At 43.5% G+C, this 15720-nt stretch carries 15 protein-coding genes and 1 pseudogene; 9 read left to right on the forward strand and 7 right to left on the reverse strand.

Annotated features, from left to right (window positions below; genetic code table 11):
• Positions 1-319: 319 nt before the first annotated feature.
• On the reverse strand, positions 320-1732 hold the full coding sequence (locus ACM0OW_RS07570) for a glycosyltransferase (protein ID WP_414549413.1): 1413 nt from the start codon (positions 1730-1732) through the stop codon (positions 320-322).
• Between the two features lie 623 nt (positions 1733-2355).
• On the opposite strand from ACM0OW_RS07570, the gene ebsA reads away from it, so the two are divergent.
• The 6 genes from ebsA to ACM0OW_RS07600 all read left to right on the forward strand — a co-directional run bounded on the left by ebsA (position 2356) and on the right by ACM0OW_RS07600 (position 7174).
• Positions 2356-2730, forward strand: coding sequence for a type IV pilus biogenesis protein EbsA (gene ebsA / locus ACM0OW_RS07575; protein WP_414549414.1), 375 nt, complete (start codon positions 2356-2358; stop codon positions 2728-2730).
• Positions 2731-2868: 138 nt separating this feature from the next.
• Positions 2869-3963, forward strand: a complete 1095-nt coding sequence (locus tag ACM0OW_RS07580) for a phosphotransacetylase family protein (RefSeq protein WP_414549415.1) — start codon at positions 2869-2871, stop codon at positions 3961-3963.
• A 205-nt stretch (positions 3964-4168) separates the two neighbouring features.
• Positions 4169-4672 carry a DNA recombination-mediator protein A gene (locus tag ACM0OW_RS07585; RefSeq protein WP_193999362.1) on the forward strand — a complete coding sequence of 168 codons (504 nt, stop codon included), beginning with the start codon at positions 4169-4171 and terminating at the stop codon, positions 4670-4672.
• 133 nt (positions 4673-4805) lie between these two features.
• The gene (locus ACM0OW_RS07590; protein ID WP_414549416.1) at positions 4806-5225 is read left to right on the forward strand and encodes an MAPEG family protein; all 420 of its coding nucleotides are present in this window, start codon (positions 4806-4808) and stop codon (positions 5223-5225) included.
• Positions 5226-5381: 156 nt separating this feature from the next.
• Positions 5382-5873, forward strand: a complete 492-nt coding sequence (locus ACM0OW_RS07595) for a YajQ family cyclic di-GMP-binding protein (RefSeq protein ID WP_006196312.1) — start codon at positions 5382-5384, stop codon at positions 5871-5873.
• A 272-nt stretch (positions 5874-6145) separates the two neighbouring features.
• Entirely contained in the window at positions 6146-7174 is a 1029-nt protein-coding gene (locus ACM0OW_RS07600) for an SMP-30/gluconolactonase/LRE family protein (protein WP_414549417.1), read from the forward strand.
• A 47-nt stretch (positions 7175-7221) separates the two neighbouring features.
• Here the strand turns inward: ACM0OW_RS07600 and ACM0OW_RS07605 are convergent.
• A pseudogene (locus ACM0OW_RS07605) lies at positions 7222-7778 on the reverse strand (glutathione S-transferase family protein).
• Positions 7779-7790: 12 nt separating this feature from the next.
• Entirely contained in the window at positions 7791-8255 is a 465-nt protein-coding gene (locus tag ACM0OW_RS07610) for a hypothetical protein (RefSeq protein WP_414549418.1), read from the reverse strand.
• A 412-nt stretch (positions 8256-8667) separates the two neighbouring features.
• On the opposite strand from ACM0OW_RS07610, the gene ACM0OW_RS07615 reads away from it, so the two are divergent.
• On the forward strand, positions 8668-9390 hold the full coding sequence (locus ACM0OW_RS07615; protein WP_414549419.1) for a tetratricopeptide repeat protein: 723 nt from the start codon (positions 8668-8670) through the stop codon (positions 9388-9390).
• 148 nt (positions 9391-9538) lie between these two features.
• Here the strand turns inward: ACM0OW_RS07615 and ACM0OW_RS07620 are convergent, their stop codons facing one another.
• From ACM0OW_RS07620 to psaM, 3 genes are all read right to left on the reverse strand, one after another.
• The gene (locus ACM0OW_RS07620) at positions 9539-9949 is read right to left on the reverse strand and encodes a hypothetical protein (RefSeq protein WP_414549420.1); all 411 of its coding nucleotides are present in this window, start codon (positions 9947-9949) and stop codon (positions 9539-9541) included.
• A gap of 295 nt (positions 9950-10244) precedes the next feature.
• Positions 10245-10412, reverse strand: a complete 168-nt coding sequence (locus tag ACM0OW_RS07625; RefSeq protein ID WP_414549421.1) for a hypothetical protein — start codon at positions 10410-10412, stop codon at positions 10245-10247.
• Positions 10413-10533: 121 nt separating this feature from the next.
• The gene (gene psaM / locus ACM0OW_RS07630) at positions 10534-10629 is read right to left on the reverse strand and encodes a photosystem I reaction center subunit XII (protein WP_006196319.1); all 96 of its coding nucleotides are present in this window, start codon (positions 10627-10629) and stop codon (positions 10534-10536) included.
• 147 nt (positions 10630-10776) lie between these two features.
• On the opposite strand from psaM, the gene ACM0OW_RS07635 reads away from it, so the two are divergent.
• On the forward strand, positions 10777-12075 hold the full coding sequence (locus tag ACM0OW_RS07635) for an FGGY-family carbohydrate kinase (protein ID WP_414549422.1): 1299 nt from the start codon (positions 10777-10779) through the stop codon (positions 12073-12075).
• Here ACM0OW_RS07635 and ACM0OW_RS07640 read toward each other — a convergent pair.
• Positions 12072-12500, reverse strand: a complete 429-nt coding sequence (locus ACM0OW_RS07640; protein ID WP_414549423.1) for a GxxExxY protein — start codon at positions 12498-12500, stop codon at positions 12072-12074. The genes ACM0OW_RS07635 and ACM0OW_RS07640 overlap by 4 nt on opposite strands.
• 62 nt (positions 12501-12562) lie before the next feature.
• On the opposite strand from ACM0OW_RS07640, the gene ACM0OW_RS07645 reads away from it, so the two are divergent.
• Entirely contained in the window at positions 12563-15619 is a 3057-nt protein-coding gene (locus ACM0OW_RS07645; protein WP_414549424.1) for a valine--tRNA ligase, read from the forward strand.
• Positions 15620-15720 lie beyond the last annotated feature (101 nt).

Genomic DNA, 15720 nt, shown 5'->3' on the forward strand with positions numbered 1-15720 from the left:
CGCGTGCAAAGGGCAAGAGAACAAGAGTATAAAGGGCTACTGAAAAATCCTGCCGACGGCACAGACAACATTTTTCTCGAAAAAAAATCCAAAATTGAGAATAAATTCTGAACTTTGGATTTTAAGATTTGAAGAAAAGTATAGGGCGACTAGAAGTCGCTACTACACAAGCAAAGTACACCTGCGTGGACTAGTTTTTAACCCGCGCAGGTGGTCACTGAGCTTGCCGTTAGCGTAGCGTGGCGTTAGCGTAGCGTGGCGTTAGCCATAGTGCGGGTTTTGTTTGTATAGCCGCGACTTCTAGTCGCCAGGGCTAATTTTATGAGTCCCCGCTACCCGAATGCACGGTTTTAATCCATTTCAAACGCTTTGGTCTGACAGACATCCGAGCAGTGGTAGCACACATGACTACCAACCAGTGCAACATATATAAAGAGCCACGCAGCGTTTGTAGCAGTAATTGAAAAGAGGTAGAAATATTAAATTCCTTATCTTGACGTATACGCTTGAGACCGGCAAACATCCCCACAACAGACATACTGACTGATAGTGTAGTTACGGGGCCTAACATTGGTAGACGATGCCGAGCGATCGCCATTAATATATCTGGAACTGCTGCCGTAGGTAGGATATACATAGTGAACATAAAGATCAGCATATCCCAGGTTTTCCGCACACCCAGACGGTTTTTGAGGATGAGATCCCAATAATCTAAATAGCGCTGATACCCACCTTCTGCCCACCGACTGCGCTGATGCCAAAGAGCGATCGCATTTGTCACCCCTTCTTCCTGCACAGCTGGGTATAATGTACATTCAATGTCCCATTTGTCAAGATGTAGGCGCAAAGTCATATCCAAATCATCGGTGATGGTTTCTTCATTCCATCCCCCAAAACTTTCCAAGGCTGTACGCCGGACAAATTGACCATTTCCCCGCAGTTCACCAATCCCACCGATGGAGACACGTTGTTGCTGAAACCAGGTATCTAAAGCCATTTCAGCCATTTGACCCTGAGTCCAGAAATTTTCCTTGGCGTTGGCTATGGCTTTTCGCACCTGCACCGCCCCCACCTTTTCACGTTGGAATAAAGGTGCTACCTGTAGCAGTAAGTCTGGTACTACTTGAGCATCAGCATCAAACACTGCCACAATATCGCCCTTAGTCAATGGCAATACCTGATTCAAGGCTCCTGATTTGCCACCACTCGCTTCTGGAGAGCGCCTGAGAACCTTGAGTTGGTCATATTTTTGGGCTAGTTCCGCTAATAACTGCGGTGTCTGATCGGTGCTATTATCGTCAATAATCCAAACTTCAAACTGCCCATCTGGATATTCTAGACTACAAAGATTCTTGACTAATTTACCAATAACTGCTTCTTCGTTTTTGGCTGCTACTAACACAGATACAGAGGGCAAATCTCCCTGCATTTCTTTGCTATAGCGCCGGGGTCTAGCAAATACCACCACTAAAGCGTGGAATCCCAGGAGCGTAGTCAGTCCTAGAATAAATATTGAACCCCAAGAAGCTAAATGCAGAGCGATCGTACCGCTCCAAACTACAGTTAAAACCAGAGCGGCTTTGCGTCTACGTCCTTGAAACCGGGATGGCAGAGACATGGGATCTACCTCTACCACTGACTCCTCCTCATCTGCCGATGGGTCGGATAATAGGGAGTTAAGTTGGTCAAGCTCGTCGTAATAATCGTCTTCGAGCCAGGAATTCGCTGGCATAGGTTAATTGATTTAAAAACCAGTATTGTTATTGTTATACATCTGAAAATAGCAGGATATTCCACATTCAAACTCTCAATTTGCACCGACTATGACAACCGCTAAGATGAATCACCGATTGCAGCACAGTAAGTACAAGGCAGAAGCAGTTTGCTGTAGATAAAAACTGCGATCGCATGATCCAACACCTAAAAGTGCAGATTTTTGCTTTTATTGCTCTAGCTTCTGAGTTAAAAGCCAATGCAGCCCCATTGTAACCGAAATTTTAACGCCTCGCGGAAGTCCCCACTTTCAATGTACTCATAATGCCACCTTTGTCTCCACTCCTTACCCAATCCAATACCTGACTGTGAGCAATGCACATTTTTAGGGAACAATATTCATAACTAGGACTTACGCACTGTACAAATTAATCATGGTATGCTTTTACCAGAATAGCCAATTTCCCGCTTTGAACAGTAATTATGTTGATAAATATACCCGTGTGGTAGGGGTTTAGCATTGCTAAACCCCTACGAAATATGTGCTTTTTAGTGTTATACATATTTGGTATTTCTTGTCAATGCGTAAGTCCTAATAACTTAATATCCATGATTATCAACTAACTTGAGGAAGATTCAACGATGTCTATTGAGCAACTCCAGCCTGCCAGCCAACAACAAGCCAACGTTTACTTACCTTATGTTCAAAGTGCGAAGCGTAATTTTTTACCCCTAGCCCTGAGTCTCTATCAAAAAGGTATTTTGGAGGGACATCGCAAAATTGAGGCTAGTGAGAGTATTCCCTTTGTCGCCTCTTGGAATGTTGCTACCTTGCCTTCAGATTTAACTCGTTGCCGAATACAGTTTGAGGGGAATGCGGAACTTAGCTATGAGGTGATGATGGCAAGTTTTGAATTTATGAGTTTTTTAATTGAACTGATGGAAAATCATAAGCGCCATCGCCTGACTGATTTTCCCCAAGCTTTTTACCGCAAAGTATTACGTATAGACGAATAAACAAAATCAATACAGACCTAAAAAAAGTACATTTTGGCAAATTCTGCTTTGTCAGCACTCCAGCCTGTTGCCGGAACCAACTAAAATTAGGAAACACCTAGCTTGGTTCTACTTCCTTTTGCAATTAGGAGTGCATTTGTGCCAAAATCTGCTAAATGTTTGCTGATTGGCTCAACCGAAACTTATAGTGGTAAATCTGCTACAGTTTTGGGTTTATCTCATCAGCTACAGCAAAAAGGGCTAGATATTGCCTACAGTAAACCGCTAGGCACTTGTTTTAGTGCGTCTGGCGAAACCGTAGTTGAGGAAGATGTCCAGTTTATTGCCCATAGTCTGGGCTTGCCGACCAACCGTGTGGCTGCCACAATGCTGGCTTTGGATGAGATTAATGTCCAAAAACGCTGGCGAGGCGAAGACAAAACCGATTATCGGCAACTCTTAAAACAGCAATATTTGCAAATCTCCCAAGGAGATTTAGTGTTGCTAGAGGGGCCTGGTGATTTGACACAAGGTCATCTGTTTGATTTGTCTTTGTTACAGGTGTCCCAAGCATTAGATGCGGCTGTGCTATTGGTAGCTCGTTATAATTCGCTGGGTTCTGCTGATGCGTTATTGTCGGCTCAACAATATGTAGGCGATCGCTTGATAGGAGTTGTGATTAATGATATCCCTCCCGAACAATTAGAAATAGTTGACGCTCAATTATGTCCGTTTTTAGAAAAGCACGGCATTCCTGTATTAGCAACATTGCCGAAAAGTGACTTACTACGCAGTGTCAGCGTTGGTCAACTGGTCAACCAGTTAAATGCTGACATTCTCTGTCGTCGCGATCGCCTGGATTTGATGGTGGAGAGTTTGGCAATTGGCGCGATGAATGTCAATTCGGCTGTGAAGTATTTCCGCAAACGCCGAAATATGGCCGTAGTCACAGGAGGCGATCGCGTGGAAATTCAACAAGCCGCCCTAGAAAGTTCTACACAATGCCTAATTTTGACCGGACAACTCCCACCACCCGCTTTTATTCTCAACCGGGCTGAAGAGCTAGAAATCCCCATTTTATCGGTTGATTTAGATACCCTCACTACTGTGGAAATTATTGAGCGCACTTTTGCTCAAGTCCGAGTACACGAACCAATTAAAGTTCAGTGCATTCGCCAGTTGATGACTGAGCATTTTGACATTGATCGCTTGTTATCTAAACTCGGCTTAACTCCCGCCGGGAGATTAACTTAACCACCCACACGCCTGATAACAAACGGCAACAGTAGCGGTTATACCCTTACCAAGCCTAAGTCAATGAATCAATTGGTGTAGCCTAGATATTCAGTTAATGAAGCCAACATCAGGAAAATGTAGCAATATGTAACTCAAGTTGGCTTCTCACTTACACTCTGTTTGGTAGAATAGCTTGGTTGTTTAATCTGATTACATCCCCTCTTTGAGCCAGTCAACAGATATTACCAAACTCGATACATTAGCGCAGGAACTGGCGACCATCCAGCAAACGGGTTCTAAGCGAATCGCCTTGCTGGGTTCTCGCCATGTGCCAATTACGCATCAGAATCTCATTGAAATGATGACCTACGCCCTGGTTCTATCAGGGAATCGGGTAATCACCTCTGGAGCTACAGGTACAAATTCAGCTGCCATTAAGGGAGCAATGCGGGCAGATCCCAATTTATTGACGGTGATTTTACCCCAAAGTTTGTCACGCCAGCCCCAGGAATCACGCCAGCAACTAGAGCAGGTGATGCATCTGGTGGAAAATCCCAGTAATGATAATCTGTCTTTAGCTGAAGCTAGTTATATTTGTAATAAGGAGATAGTTTCTCGCTGTCAGCAACTGATTTGTTTTGCATTTCACGATAGTCGGACTCTGCTCCAAACTTGTGGAGATGCCGAAGAACAAAGAAAAGTGGTAACGCTTTTCTATTTTGACTAAAGTGCAGTAAGTCCTCGCCCAGGTAATGATAGATATAGGAAACTGCGAATTGGTAATAGGTAGTTGGGTTAGCCAAATTACCTGTTACCTATTAATCACAGTTAACTAACAACTACTATTGATTGGTTTAATCATGCGATCGCAACTGCCTGTGTCTGTTATTTTGTTGTATTCTATTGCTGCTGCTGCCGTTCTGATTTATCTGCCATTTTTATTGGTAGCTTATGCTCGTGTGCAGATTGGATTTGAGGCGCTAGCTACTCCTCGCGCCAAGTTTGATAAATTGCCCCCCTATGCTCAAAGAGCCACCTGGGCGCATCAAAATTCCTTTGAAGCATTTATGTTGTTTGCCACCGCAGCATTGATGGCTTATGTTACTGGTGTTGATTCTTCTACAGCAACAGTAGCAGCGATCGCCTTTGTTGTGGCGCGTTTGCTATACTCAATTTTTTATATTTTGAATATACCTTTATTGCGATCGCTAATGTTTGCCATTGGCTCTCTTGGCTCTGCGACTCTAATCACCTTGAGCATTATCCAAGCTACTAATTGAGTAGAAAGTGGAGAGTGGGTAGGGGCGGGTTGAAGCAGCAAGTCTGTCAGGGAACGAAATTCTCAATAAACCCGCCCATGCAGGGAGTTTTGACTTTTAACTTCCGCCCTGGGGTTCTCCAATCTAAAATCTAAAATCTAAAATCTAAAATTGTTTATGGCTTCTACATATTCCTTTGACATTGTAAGCGACTTTGACCGACAAGAATTAGTGAATACTATCGATCAAGTTGTGCGAGATATCAAAGGTCGCTACGACCTCAAAGATACTCAAACTACACTAGAGTTAAAAGAGGAAAGCATTAATGTCAGCACTGACAGCGAGTTTACCTTAGATTCTGTTCACACCATCCTCCGAGAAAAAGCCGCCAAGCGTAACCTTTCTCAGAAAATTTTTGAGTTTGGCAAAGTTGAATCAGCTAGCGGTAATCGTGTCCGTCAAGAAATCACCCTCAAAAAAGGTATCAGTCAGGAAATTGCTAAACAAATTTCCAAATTGATTCGCGACGAGTTCAAAAAAGTCCAAGCCTCAATTCAAGGTGATGCTGTCAGGGTTTCAGCTAAAGCTAAGGATGATTTACAAGATGTGATGCAACGGGTAAAACAAGAAGATTTTCCTGTAGCTTTGCAATTTACCAATTATCGTTGAAAAGTTTAGAGGGTAGATTTTGTCTACCCTAGACTACAGGCAAAACGTTGAAAGTCTCTCTGGACAACAGTTAGCTCTTTTTGCTTGGACGAAGTTCAGTTTACAAAAGTCTTAAGTTGAAATTAACTGGCTAAAGTTGCCTTGTCTAAGTACGGGAAAGTACGCAAACTATACGTATGTAATAGCTGTTTACTCACTGCTGCTACGTACTTCGGAAGACTGATCATCGCTATAGTCTAGTCGATGTTTGCGCCATCATCTACCAAATAATCATGAAATTTGTTAATTTTTGTCGGTTGGGTCTCCAACTCGCCACCCTCGCTGTTTTTGGGTGTATAGCACCGCAAGCTGAAGCTGCATTATTGGTTGGTAGTTTTAATAACAATTCCATTCTCCGCTATGACGACATAACCGGAGAGTTTGTTGATGTTTTTGTCACTTCTGGTAGTGGTGGGCTAAACGGCCCCACTGGCTTCACCAGAGGAACAGATAACAATCTTTATGTTTTGAGTATCTTAAATAATAGCGTTCTGCGTTACAACGGTGAGACCGGAGAATTCATTGATACCTTTGTCACCCCTCGTAGCGGTGGGCTAGTTGCACCACAAGATTTAGTTTTTGGCCCTGATGGCAATCTCTATGTCAGTAGCACTAGTAGCACAGAGACAAACAGCGTTCTGCGTTATGACGGACAAACAGGTGAATTTATCGATGCTTTTGTTCCTTCTGGTAGCGGTGGAGTTCTGCCCCCATTTGGTTTGAGTTTTGGGCCAGAAGACGGCAACCTCTACGTCAGTAGTGTTTTCACCAATAATGTTCTGCGTTATAACGGTAGTACCGGAGAATTTATCGATACTTTTGCCACAACTGATACTGGTTCCTTTCCTGGTGGTTTGAACTTTGGCCCAGACGGGAACCTATACGTTGCTAACTTTCTTGCTGACAATATTGCTCGTTACAACGGTACTACCGGAGAATTTATTGATTTCTTCGTAGCTACTGGTAGTGGTGGACTTGATGGCCCTGTAAAGCCCGTGTTCGGTCCCGACAATAACCTCTACATTAGCAGCCTGAATACCAACCAAGTTTTACGCTATGAAGGTCAGACAGGGGCTTTTATTGACACCTTCATCCCTTCCGAGCGCGGTGGGTTGGACGGTTCTGGTTTCCTGCTTTTTACTTCTATCTCTGACCTTCCTAAAGATGTGTCTATTCCTGAACCTTCTTCTGCGGTGGCTCTCTTTACACTGGGCGCTGTTTTAGGTGCTGGTAAATTAAAAAGTCTCCGGCAGAAAGCATAAAATTTGAAAATTTAGTAATTAGTTGCTGGGCATTGCCCAGCAATTAGTTAAGGCTGTCCGCCAATGCTTTTTTGAAACGCTGGACGTTCAGACATCCGCTTGATATAGTTCAACACGCCTGGATAGTCGCTCAGGTCTAATTTGAGCATGATGGGGATGTAAGCCAGGATAGACCCCACAGCTACATCAGCAACAGTGAATTCTTCACCAGTAAAAAAGATTGTCGTTCAAAAATCTCATTCAAGGGAGTTAACAAACGGGGCATTTCTCGCTCTCGATTTGCTTCCACAAAGATCCCTGTAGCCAGGGTAGAATTCCCAAATAAGACCCATTGGAAAAATATACCTCTCTGTTCTGGTGAAAGTGGGTTTTTGCCATATTTATCAGCAAGATACAGGATAATTGCCCCGGATTCCCAAAGCTGGAACTCACCATCCACAATTGCTGGGACTTTAGCTAGTGGATTAATCTTCAGGTACTCAGGCTGCTTGTGTTCGCCCGCCTGCATATCCAACATCACAAATTCTTAGGGAACTGCTAGCTCTTCCAGATACCACTGGACAATGGACGCTCGACTACGAGCGCCGCCGTAAACTTTCAACATAATTATTTGAGATTAAAGAACTTTGTGAGTGTGGGAATGCTGTTTCACGTTATCTTCTTTACTGACAACTCTAGCAGCATTGAGTACCCGCTTACGCTCAGTGGAATATTGAAAATCAGTGTAGGTTGTACCTAGGGGAATGAGAGACTGGGCAATTTCACGACGCTTGTAGGTGCGAGCCGCCGCAAACGCCCGGAAAGCGAATTCTTCTCCAAACTGAGTCGAATCTGGGAAGCCATCTGGTAACAGAGGTGTATCGCCATCTAGGACAGATCCGAGGGTGGTTGCACAAGCTAGGTGATAAGACGTGGGAATACCCTTTAACAAGGCTTCTAAAGCCGCAGAAGGAATTGGTTCTACAACTTCAACTTGAAAAACTTCGCCGTCTTCTTTGATGAAGCAGGTTGATAGACCTATAACTATATAATCGTCAGCAGCTAAATCAGGTGCATCTGGATAGGAAATGGCTGTGGTCATAAAAAATTTTCTCAACACTTACAAATTACGATGTGTGCTTCTCAGCAATCCTCTGCCGTCGCCTACAGCATGAGTTAGCGCAGACCAGGCACTCACTTGGGGCTTTCCGCTAAATCAACGGCTTGTTGGCATTCTACCAATTTGTTGCTCTCACTACTTGCTTAATCTTGAAGATTGATATTTATTCTTTCTGGAATTCAACCTATGGGTGACGTATTAATTATTAGATTCGAGCATTAATGGTTTAAGTAAAGTAAAGTTTTCCGCTTATTGGTGTAGGAGCTTAAATTCCGCCTTGATTCTGATATCAAAGTAATTATAGACACCTAATTAACTGACACAGGGGCGCAACTACCATCACGACGAAAACTGTAATTTGATTTGAAAGAGCAAGTAGCTCAGGCAATACAATATGAATAGTCATCCATTTTTAGCTTCTGGTAATTACCAAAATCATAGATACAATTTTGTGTCAAATACTACTTTTTACGCTAAGGAGCAGGAAAATAACGGTAACAGTGGATCTGCTTTCGGGGACGACTACTTACGATCTTGTGCTTTGAGTTCAGCTCGAAAAGGTGATTATACTGAAGCGATCGCCTTACTAACCGAATTAATTGCTCGCCGTCCCCAAAATCCCGTTAATTACAACAACCGGGGCTTAATTTATTTTCAAAATGGCGAAATGCCAAAAGCTTTGGGTGATTACAACACAGCACTGCAATTAGACCCCAATTTAACCAGTGCTTATAACAATCGAGCCAATTACCATGCAGCGCGTGCAGAATTTGCCGCAGCGCTGGCTGACTATGACCAAGCCATTGATTTAAATCCTAGTTATGTCCGGGCGCGGATTAACAGAGGGATTACTTTACGCGATTTGGCGCAATACGAAGAGGCGATTGAGACTTTTGAGGTAGCAATGCTTTTCGGGCAGCTAGAAGGTCATATTTGGGCAGAACGGGGCAGAACTTATCATTTATGGGGTGATTGGAATTGTGCGATCGCTGATTATCGTCGCGCCCTGATTCAACTACCCAGACTAGATCGCCAAAGGGATATGTCTGGTTATCGATTGCGCTTACAACTGGAAAATTGGTTAAATGAACTGTTATTACCTGACAATCTCGATTAGTAAATTGTGGTCAGATAACTTATGGGCATTTTAGGATTTAACTGGCAAAATAGGGAATTCACAATTAAAAATGCCAAAAAAATATTCTGCATTTTTAATTGTAAATTTGAGTATCCCTAATGAATAAAATAAATTTTTAATATTGTTCTTAGGGTGATAACTTTAATACTTCCACTTCCTTGCCATCTCGATTCACGAATACTACAGGAAGTTGATGAGGGTCAAATCTATAGGCTTGCTGTTGTCTAATGCTGTGAGCTTGATGGGGATCAAAATTACGGTTAAATTCGGTCTGCAAACTTTCGACACGTTCTTCCATCAGCTTGACTTCAGTCCGGACTTCTCGTAGTCTCTCTTGCTGTGTCGAGTGATAAGACACAAGTTGCACCAAGGCAGATACTGCTGCTGTGGAGATCGCCAAGTTAACCGCTATTTTTGCTGTGGTTTCCAAGGCCATAACCTGGTAGGAACGTTGACGAAGATGCCGTTTTGGTCGAGGAGCAGCCCGGCGTTTTTGTATAGGTTGTAGCGGTGGTCTAGACGGTTGACTCGCGTTCATTATGCTAAAAGAACCTTACTGATTAAATGGCAACATCATAGAAAGCACACTGGCACTGAATTAAAATTGATTTAGCTGTCATATTACTTCATTTTCTACCAATTGCTACACGTATCTTCAAAGTTAAAAGTTAACTCAATCTACGTAAGTAGCTGGTATTTAAAAGCTGCCGGCATCCAGCCATCAGCACCCTGGTTGCCAAATTATTATTCTTTTAAAAGATTATGTCAATTCCTGATGAGTCCCTATCCCAGATTTTTCTCTGTCTAGAAAATTCTGATGTGTCCTATTGTACTCATAAAATATTTTGAGTCGCCATATTTTCGTCTGTTATGGCACAGTGCAACATCTTTTCGATGTGATTAATCGCGTCTGCACAAAAAAATGCTGAAGATAAAATCAGCGCTTTGCTATAAATACAACAACCAGGGCTATCACCGCCAGGCGTAAATAGGCGTACCATTTCAAAATCCCAAAATAAAAGCTTTTTGACTTTTGACTTCCGCCCTGCGGCGATCGCCTGATTGTTGTTTGAGCGTGGGGCGATGTTTAATATGCCCCACTCGCCATGTTAGAACGTGGCGTTACTTATAAAGTTCTGTTGCTAAACGCCAAGCCAGAATTCCTGGAATCAGGGCTACAGCTAGAGCAATGTACACTTGAGTGTCTGAGATAGGCATGGTCGGAACCCTCCTGAGCTTCAAATCAATATTGAACCGTTCGTTTACTACTTTTCACTGTTTTGCCAAGAATGTGGAATATCTTGTTACAAGATGCAACATAAGCCGTGATTTAGCAGTACCTATTATTAAAAAATTTATCAAACTATGGATTTTTATTTGGGGATTGATTTCGGTACTTCTGGCGTTAGGGGTGTAGTGATTAATCATGAAGCTGGTACTGAGGCACAAATTAAGTCTTCTTGGCCAGATGAGGCTGATTCTGACTTAGCCACTGTTTGGGAGACGGCTTTATTTACACTACTGGCACAAATACCTGAGAATTTGCGGCGAGAAGTCAAGGCGATCGCTATTAATGGTACTTCATCCACAGTCCTGCTGACTGATGCTGCTGGTAAACCTGTGGATGCACCTTTACTGTACAACGATGCACGGGGAACAGTGGTGTTGGAGCAGTTGAAAAATATTGCACCACCGCATCATAATGTATTGAGTGCTACTTCTAGCCTAGCCAAATTGTTGTGGATGATGCAACAACCTAGTTTTAGTCAGGCGAGATATTTTCTGCATCAAGCTGATTGGTTAGGATTTTTGCTACATGGCTATTTGGGAATTAGCGATTATCACAACGCTTTGAAGCTGGGCTATGATGTGGAGCAGTTAAAATATCCAGCATGGCTAGAGAAACTGCAATTACCGATTCAGCTACCAAAAGTGTTAACTCCTGGTACTCCTATAGCCAAATTACGCCAGGAAATTGCCACTCAGTTTAATTTTCCTGCTGATTGTTTGGTGTGTGCTGGGACAACTGATAGTATTGCGGCTTTTTTGGCTAGCGGGGCTAAATCTCCAGGGGAAGCTGTGACTTCTTTGGGTTCAACGTTGGTAGTCAAATTATTGAGTCGGACTCGTGTTGAGGATTCACGATACGGTATCTACAGTCATCGCTTGGGTAATTTATGGCTGACTGGGGGTGCTTCTAATACTGGGGGGGCTGTGCTAAAGCAATTTTTTAGTGCGGCTGAGTTGGAAAGGTTGAGTGGCGAGATTGATGCTACTACAGCCAGTGGGTTAGATTATTATCCTTTGTTGCGGGCAGGCGATCGCTTTCCGATTAATGATCCCGATTTACTACCACGATTATCACCACGTCCTGATGATCCTGTAGCGTTTTTGCATGGGTTGTTGGAAGGTATGGCTAGGATTGAGGGGCGTGGGTATGCTTTATTGCAGGAAATGGGGGCGGATAGGTTAACTCGTGTTTATACGGCTGGTGGGGGGGCTAGGAATAGTGCTTGGTGTGCTATTCGGGAAGGGGTTTTAGGGGTGTCTGTGGTTTCTTCGGTGCATACTGAGGCTGCTTTTGGTTCGGCGCTTTTGGCTTTGCGGGGGGTGGATGGAAAAAACGAACCGCCAAGTCGCCAAGAACGCCAAGGGAGGAGTTAGGAGGTGAGGATAATTCGTTTGATGCCGTCTTTGAGAAGGGGAACGTTAAAGTTGATGAGGAGGGCGAGTGGGTGTTTGGTCATTTTTAGGTAGGAGAGAACTTGGGCTTCGTGTATTGGGGCTAGGTTCTGGACAGCTTTTAATTCCACAATGAGACAATTGGCTATCAAAAAATCTAATCTCCCTGTACCTACTTCATGTCCTTTGTAATTTACTGTTACAGGCTTTTCAAATTCATGAGGTATTCCACGCCTGAATAATTCGATAATCAACGCCTCCTTATACACTTGCTCCAAAAACCCAGGCCCCAACAGTTGATGTACCTCAAGTGCTGCTCCAATCACAGCATAAGCCAGCCCATCTACTTCCTGACTTGGCTCCCCTCTCTTGGCGTACTTGGCGACTTGGCGGTTCGTTTTTTCCATCAAACCCACTCCTCCCCTATGGCAAAATTTATAAAAGTCCTTCCAGAATTAGTATTCCCAGCATGACCGCAAACATTACCAACCTCCCCAGCCTCTACGACGCATTCACCACCGAAGCCAAATGGCAAAAATTTTGGTCAGAAAACCAAGTCTACAAAGCTGACCCCAACCACCCCGGTGAACCTTACTGCATCGTCATTCCCCCTCCCAACGTCACCGGCAGTTTGCACATGGGTCACGCCTTTGAAAGCGCCTTAATCGATACCCTCATCCGCTATCACCGCATGAAAGGGCGTAATACCCTCTGGGTTCCCGGAACCGACCACGCCAGCATCGCCGTTCATACGATGTTGGAAAAGCAACTCAAAAAAGAAGGTAAAACTCGCTACGAACTGGGACGCGAACAATTCTTAGAACGGGCTTGGCAATGGAAAGCCGATTCTGAAGGTACAATTGTTAATCAGTTAAAACGCCTCGGTGTCTCGGTTGACTGGACACGGGAACGCTTTACTTTAGATGAAGGTTTATCGCAAGCTGTTCTGGAAGCTTTTGTCAGTCTCTATGAATCAGGATTAATTTATCGGGGCGAATATTTGGTAAATTGGTGTCCCGCTTCTCAATCGGCAGTGTCTGATGTGGAAGTGGATAATCAAGAAGTTGATGGGAATCTTTGGCATTTCCGCTATCCCCTCAGTGATAATTCTGGGTTTGTAGAAGTGGCGACAACTCGACCAGAAACTATGCTGGGTGATACGGGTGTGGCGGTTAATCCCAATGATGACAGATATAAACATTTGATTGGTAAAACGCTAACTCTGCCAATTATGAATCGGGAAATTCCCATTATTGGTGATGAGTTTGTTGACCCGAAATTTGGGACTGGTTGTGTAAAGGTGACTCCAGCCCATGATCCCAATGATTTTGAAATGGGTAAGCGTCACAATTTGCCGTCCATCAATATTATGAATAAGGACGGGACTCTCAATGATAAAGCTGGGGAGTTCCAAGGACAAGACCGCTTTGTAGCTCGAAAAAATGTGGTTTCTCGTTTAGAAGCCGATGGTGTGCTGGTGAAGGTGGAGGATTATAAGCATACCGTTCCTTATAGCGATCGCGGTAAAGTCCCAGTTGAACCATTATTATCTACTCAGTGGTTTGTCAAAATTCGCCCGATGGCTGATAAAGCCTTAAAATTTCTCGACAATCAAAATACGCCGGAGTTTGTCCCCCAACGCTGGACTAAGGTTTATCGTGATTGGTTAGTCAAGTTGAAAGATTGGTGTATCTCTCGTCAACTATGGTGGGGTCATCAAATTCCGGCTTGGTATGCTGTCAGTGAAACTGGTGGTCAAATTACCGACAATACCCCGTTTATAGTTGCCAAATCCGCCGAGTCCGCTTGGGAAAAAGCTAAATCACGATTTGGTGCAGATGTCAAGTTAGAACAAGACCCAGATGTATTAGATACTTGGTTCTCTTCTGGACTCTGGCCGTTTTCTACTTTGGGCTGGCCAGAACAAACTCCAGATTTAGCGACTTATTACCCTAATAGTACTTTAGTCACTGGCTTTGATATTATCTTTTTCTGGGTTGCCAGAATGACCATGATGGCCGGACACTTTACTGGGAAAATGCCATTTAATGATGTTTACATCCACGGGTTAGTGCTGGATGAAAATGGTCAGAAAATGTCGAAGACTAAAGGTAATGGTATTGACCCACTGTTATTAATTGACAAATATGGAACTGATGCACTGCGCTATACCTTAATTAAAGAAGTTGCGGGTGCGGGTCAAAATATTCGCTTGGAATATGACCGCAAAAAGGATGAGTCTGCATCGGTGGAAGCTTCGCGCAACTTTGCCAATAAGTTGTGGAATGCAGCCCGGTTTGTGATGATGAATTTGGATGGACAGACCCCAGCACAACTCGGTCAACCAATTGCTACAGAATTAAGCGATCGCTGGATTCTTTCCCGTTATCATCAAGTTATCAACCAAACGAGTAATTACATTGACAACTACGGTTTAGGAGAAGCCGCAAAAGGTCTGTATGAATTTATCTGGGGTGATTTCTGTGACTGGTATATTGAATTAGCTAAATCCCGGTTACAAAAAGATGCAGACCCAGCATCGCGCCAGGTAGCACAACAAATTCTGGGCTATGTATTGGAAGGGATTTTAAAGTTACTGCATCCTTTAATGCCTCACATTACTGAGGAAATTTGGCAAACTCTCACCCAACAACCAGCCGATTCTTTAGAGACTTTAGCTTTACAACCCTATCCTGAAGTCGATAATAATCTGATTAATCCAGAATTAGAAGCACAGTTTGAATTACTAATTGGCACAATCCGCACAATTCGGAATTTACGCGCCGAGGCGGATATTAAGCCAGGGGCAAAAATTACCGCTAATTTACAAACTGAGAATCCCCAAGAACAGCAAATTCTCACTGCTGGACAGGATTATATTCAAGATTTAGCTAAGGTGGAGACTTTAACTATTGCTTGTACTGAGCGCAGCCGAAGTGCTGGTGTTCAAAAAACGCCAGAAACAGAGTTTAACAGCCCTCAATCTACTGAGAAAAAACCTCAGAGGGGTTTGAAGACAATTGGCTTAATTATCGCGGTGCTGGTCTTTGTGCGGATCGGTTTGGTTACGGGAAATGCAGTGTATGAAGTTCCCTTTATTGGCACATTCTTTGAAATAGTTGGTTTGGGTTATGCGTCTTGGTTTGTTGCCCAAATTGTTCTCAAACAGCAGGCTAGACAACAGTTCTTGGCTAAGTTTTTCCCCCCAACGTCTCAGAAAGAAATATCACAAACAAAATTAGAACAATCCCCAGCACCAGAAAATGCCATCTCTGGAGTTGTGGGTACTGTACAAGTGGTAATTCCTTTGAGTGGTGATGTGGTAGATATTGCTACGTTGCGTGCCAAACTGGAAAAAACCCTCAACAAAGCTGAAGCAGAGGCTAAGTCTTTGAGTGCAAGATTAAGCAATCCGAAGTTTGTGGATAAAGCCCCCGCCGATGTGGTTCAGGGGGTAAGAGAGTCTTTAGCAGAAGCTGAAAAACAAGCCGAAATTTTGCGCGATCGCTTGAGTAGTTTACTATAGGTGCAATAGACATCTCAAAAATATAATGTAGAGACGTTCCATGAAACGTCTCTATCAGGATTCTAGAATCGGCATATTTAAATTCGGTCAATGTCTAAACT

Source organism: Anabaena sp. CCY 0017, assembly GCF_963920885.1.
Taxonomy (GTDB): domain Bacteria; phylum Cyanobacteriota; class Cyanobacteriia; order Cyanobacteriales; family Nostocaceae; genus Nodularia.

Excerpts from the sequence above, each read along its gene's own strand:
- ACM0OW_RS07570 (WP_414549413.1), bottom strand. The coding sequence starts at position 1,732 with ATGCCAGCGAATTCCTGGCTCGAAGACGATTATTACGACGAGCTTGAC.
- ebsA (WP_414549414.1), top strand. The coding sequence starts at position 2,356 with ATGTCTATTGAGCAACTCCAGCCTGCCAGCCAACAACAAGCCAACGTT.
- ACM0OW_RS07590 (WP_414549416.1), top strand. The coding sequence starts at position 4,806 with ATGCGATCGCAACTGCCTGTGTCTGTTATTTTGTTGTATTCTATTGCT.
- ACM0OW_RS07595 (WP_006196312.1), top strand. The coding sequence starts at position 5,382 with ATGGCTTCTACATATTCCTTTGACATTGTAAGCGACTTTGACCGACAA.
- ACM0OW_RS07600 (WP_414549417.1), top strand. The coding sequence starts at position 6,146 with ATGAAATTTGTTAATTTTTGTCGGTTGGGTCTCCAACTCGCCACCCTC.
- ACM0OW_RS07610 (WP_414549418.1), bottom strand. The coding sequence starts at position 8,255 with ATGACCACAGCCATTTCCTATCCAGATGCACCTGATTTAGCTGCTGAC.
- ACM0OW_RS07615 (WP_414549419.1), top strand. The coding sequence starts at position 8,668 with ATGAATAGTCATCCATTTTTAGCTTCTGGTAATTACCAAAATCATAGA.
- ACM0OW_RS07620 (WP_414549420.1), bottom strand. The coding sequence starts at position 9,949 with ATGAACGCGAGTCAACCGTCTAGACCACCGCTACAACCTATACAAAAA.
- ACM0OW_RS07625 (WP_414549421.1), bottom strand. The coding sequence starts at position 10,412 with ATGGTACGCCTATTTACGCCTGGCGGTGATAGCCCTGGTTGTTGTATT.
- psaM (WP_006196319.1), bottom strand. The coding sequence starts at position 10,629 with ATGCCTATCTCAGACACTCAAGTGTACATTGCTCTAGCTGTAGCCCTG.
- ACM0OW_RS07635 (WP_414549422.1), top strand. The coding sequence starts at position 10,777 with ATGGATTTTTATTTGGGGATTGATTTCGGTACTTCTGGCGTTAGGGGT.
- ACM0OW_RS07640 (WP_414549423.1), bottom strand. The coding sequence starts at position 12,500 with ATGGAAAAAACGAACCGCCAAGTCGCCAAGTACGCCAAGAGAGGGGAG.
- ACM0OW_RS07645 (WP_414549424.1), top strand. The coding sequence starts at position 12,563 with ATGACCGCAAACATTACCAACCTCCCCAGCCTCTACGACGCATTCACC.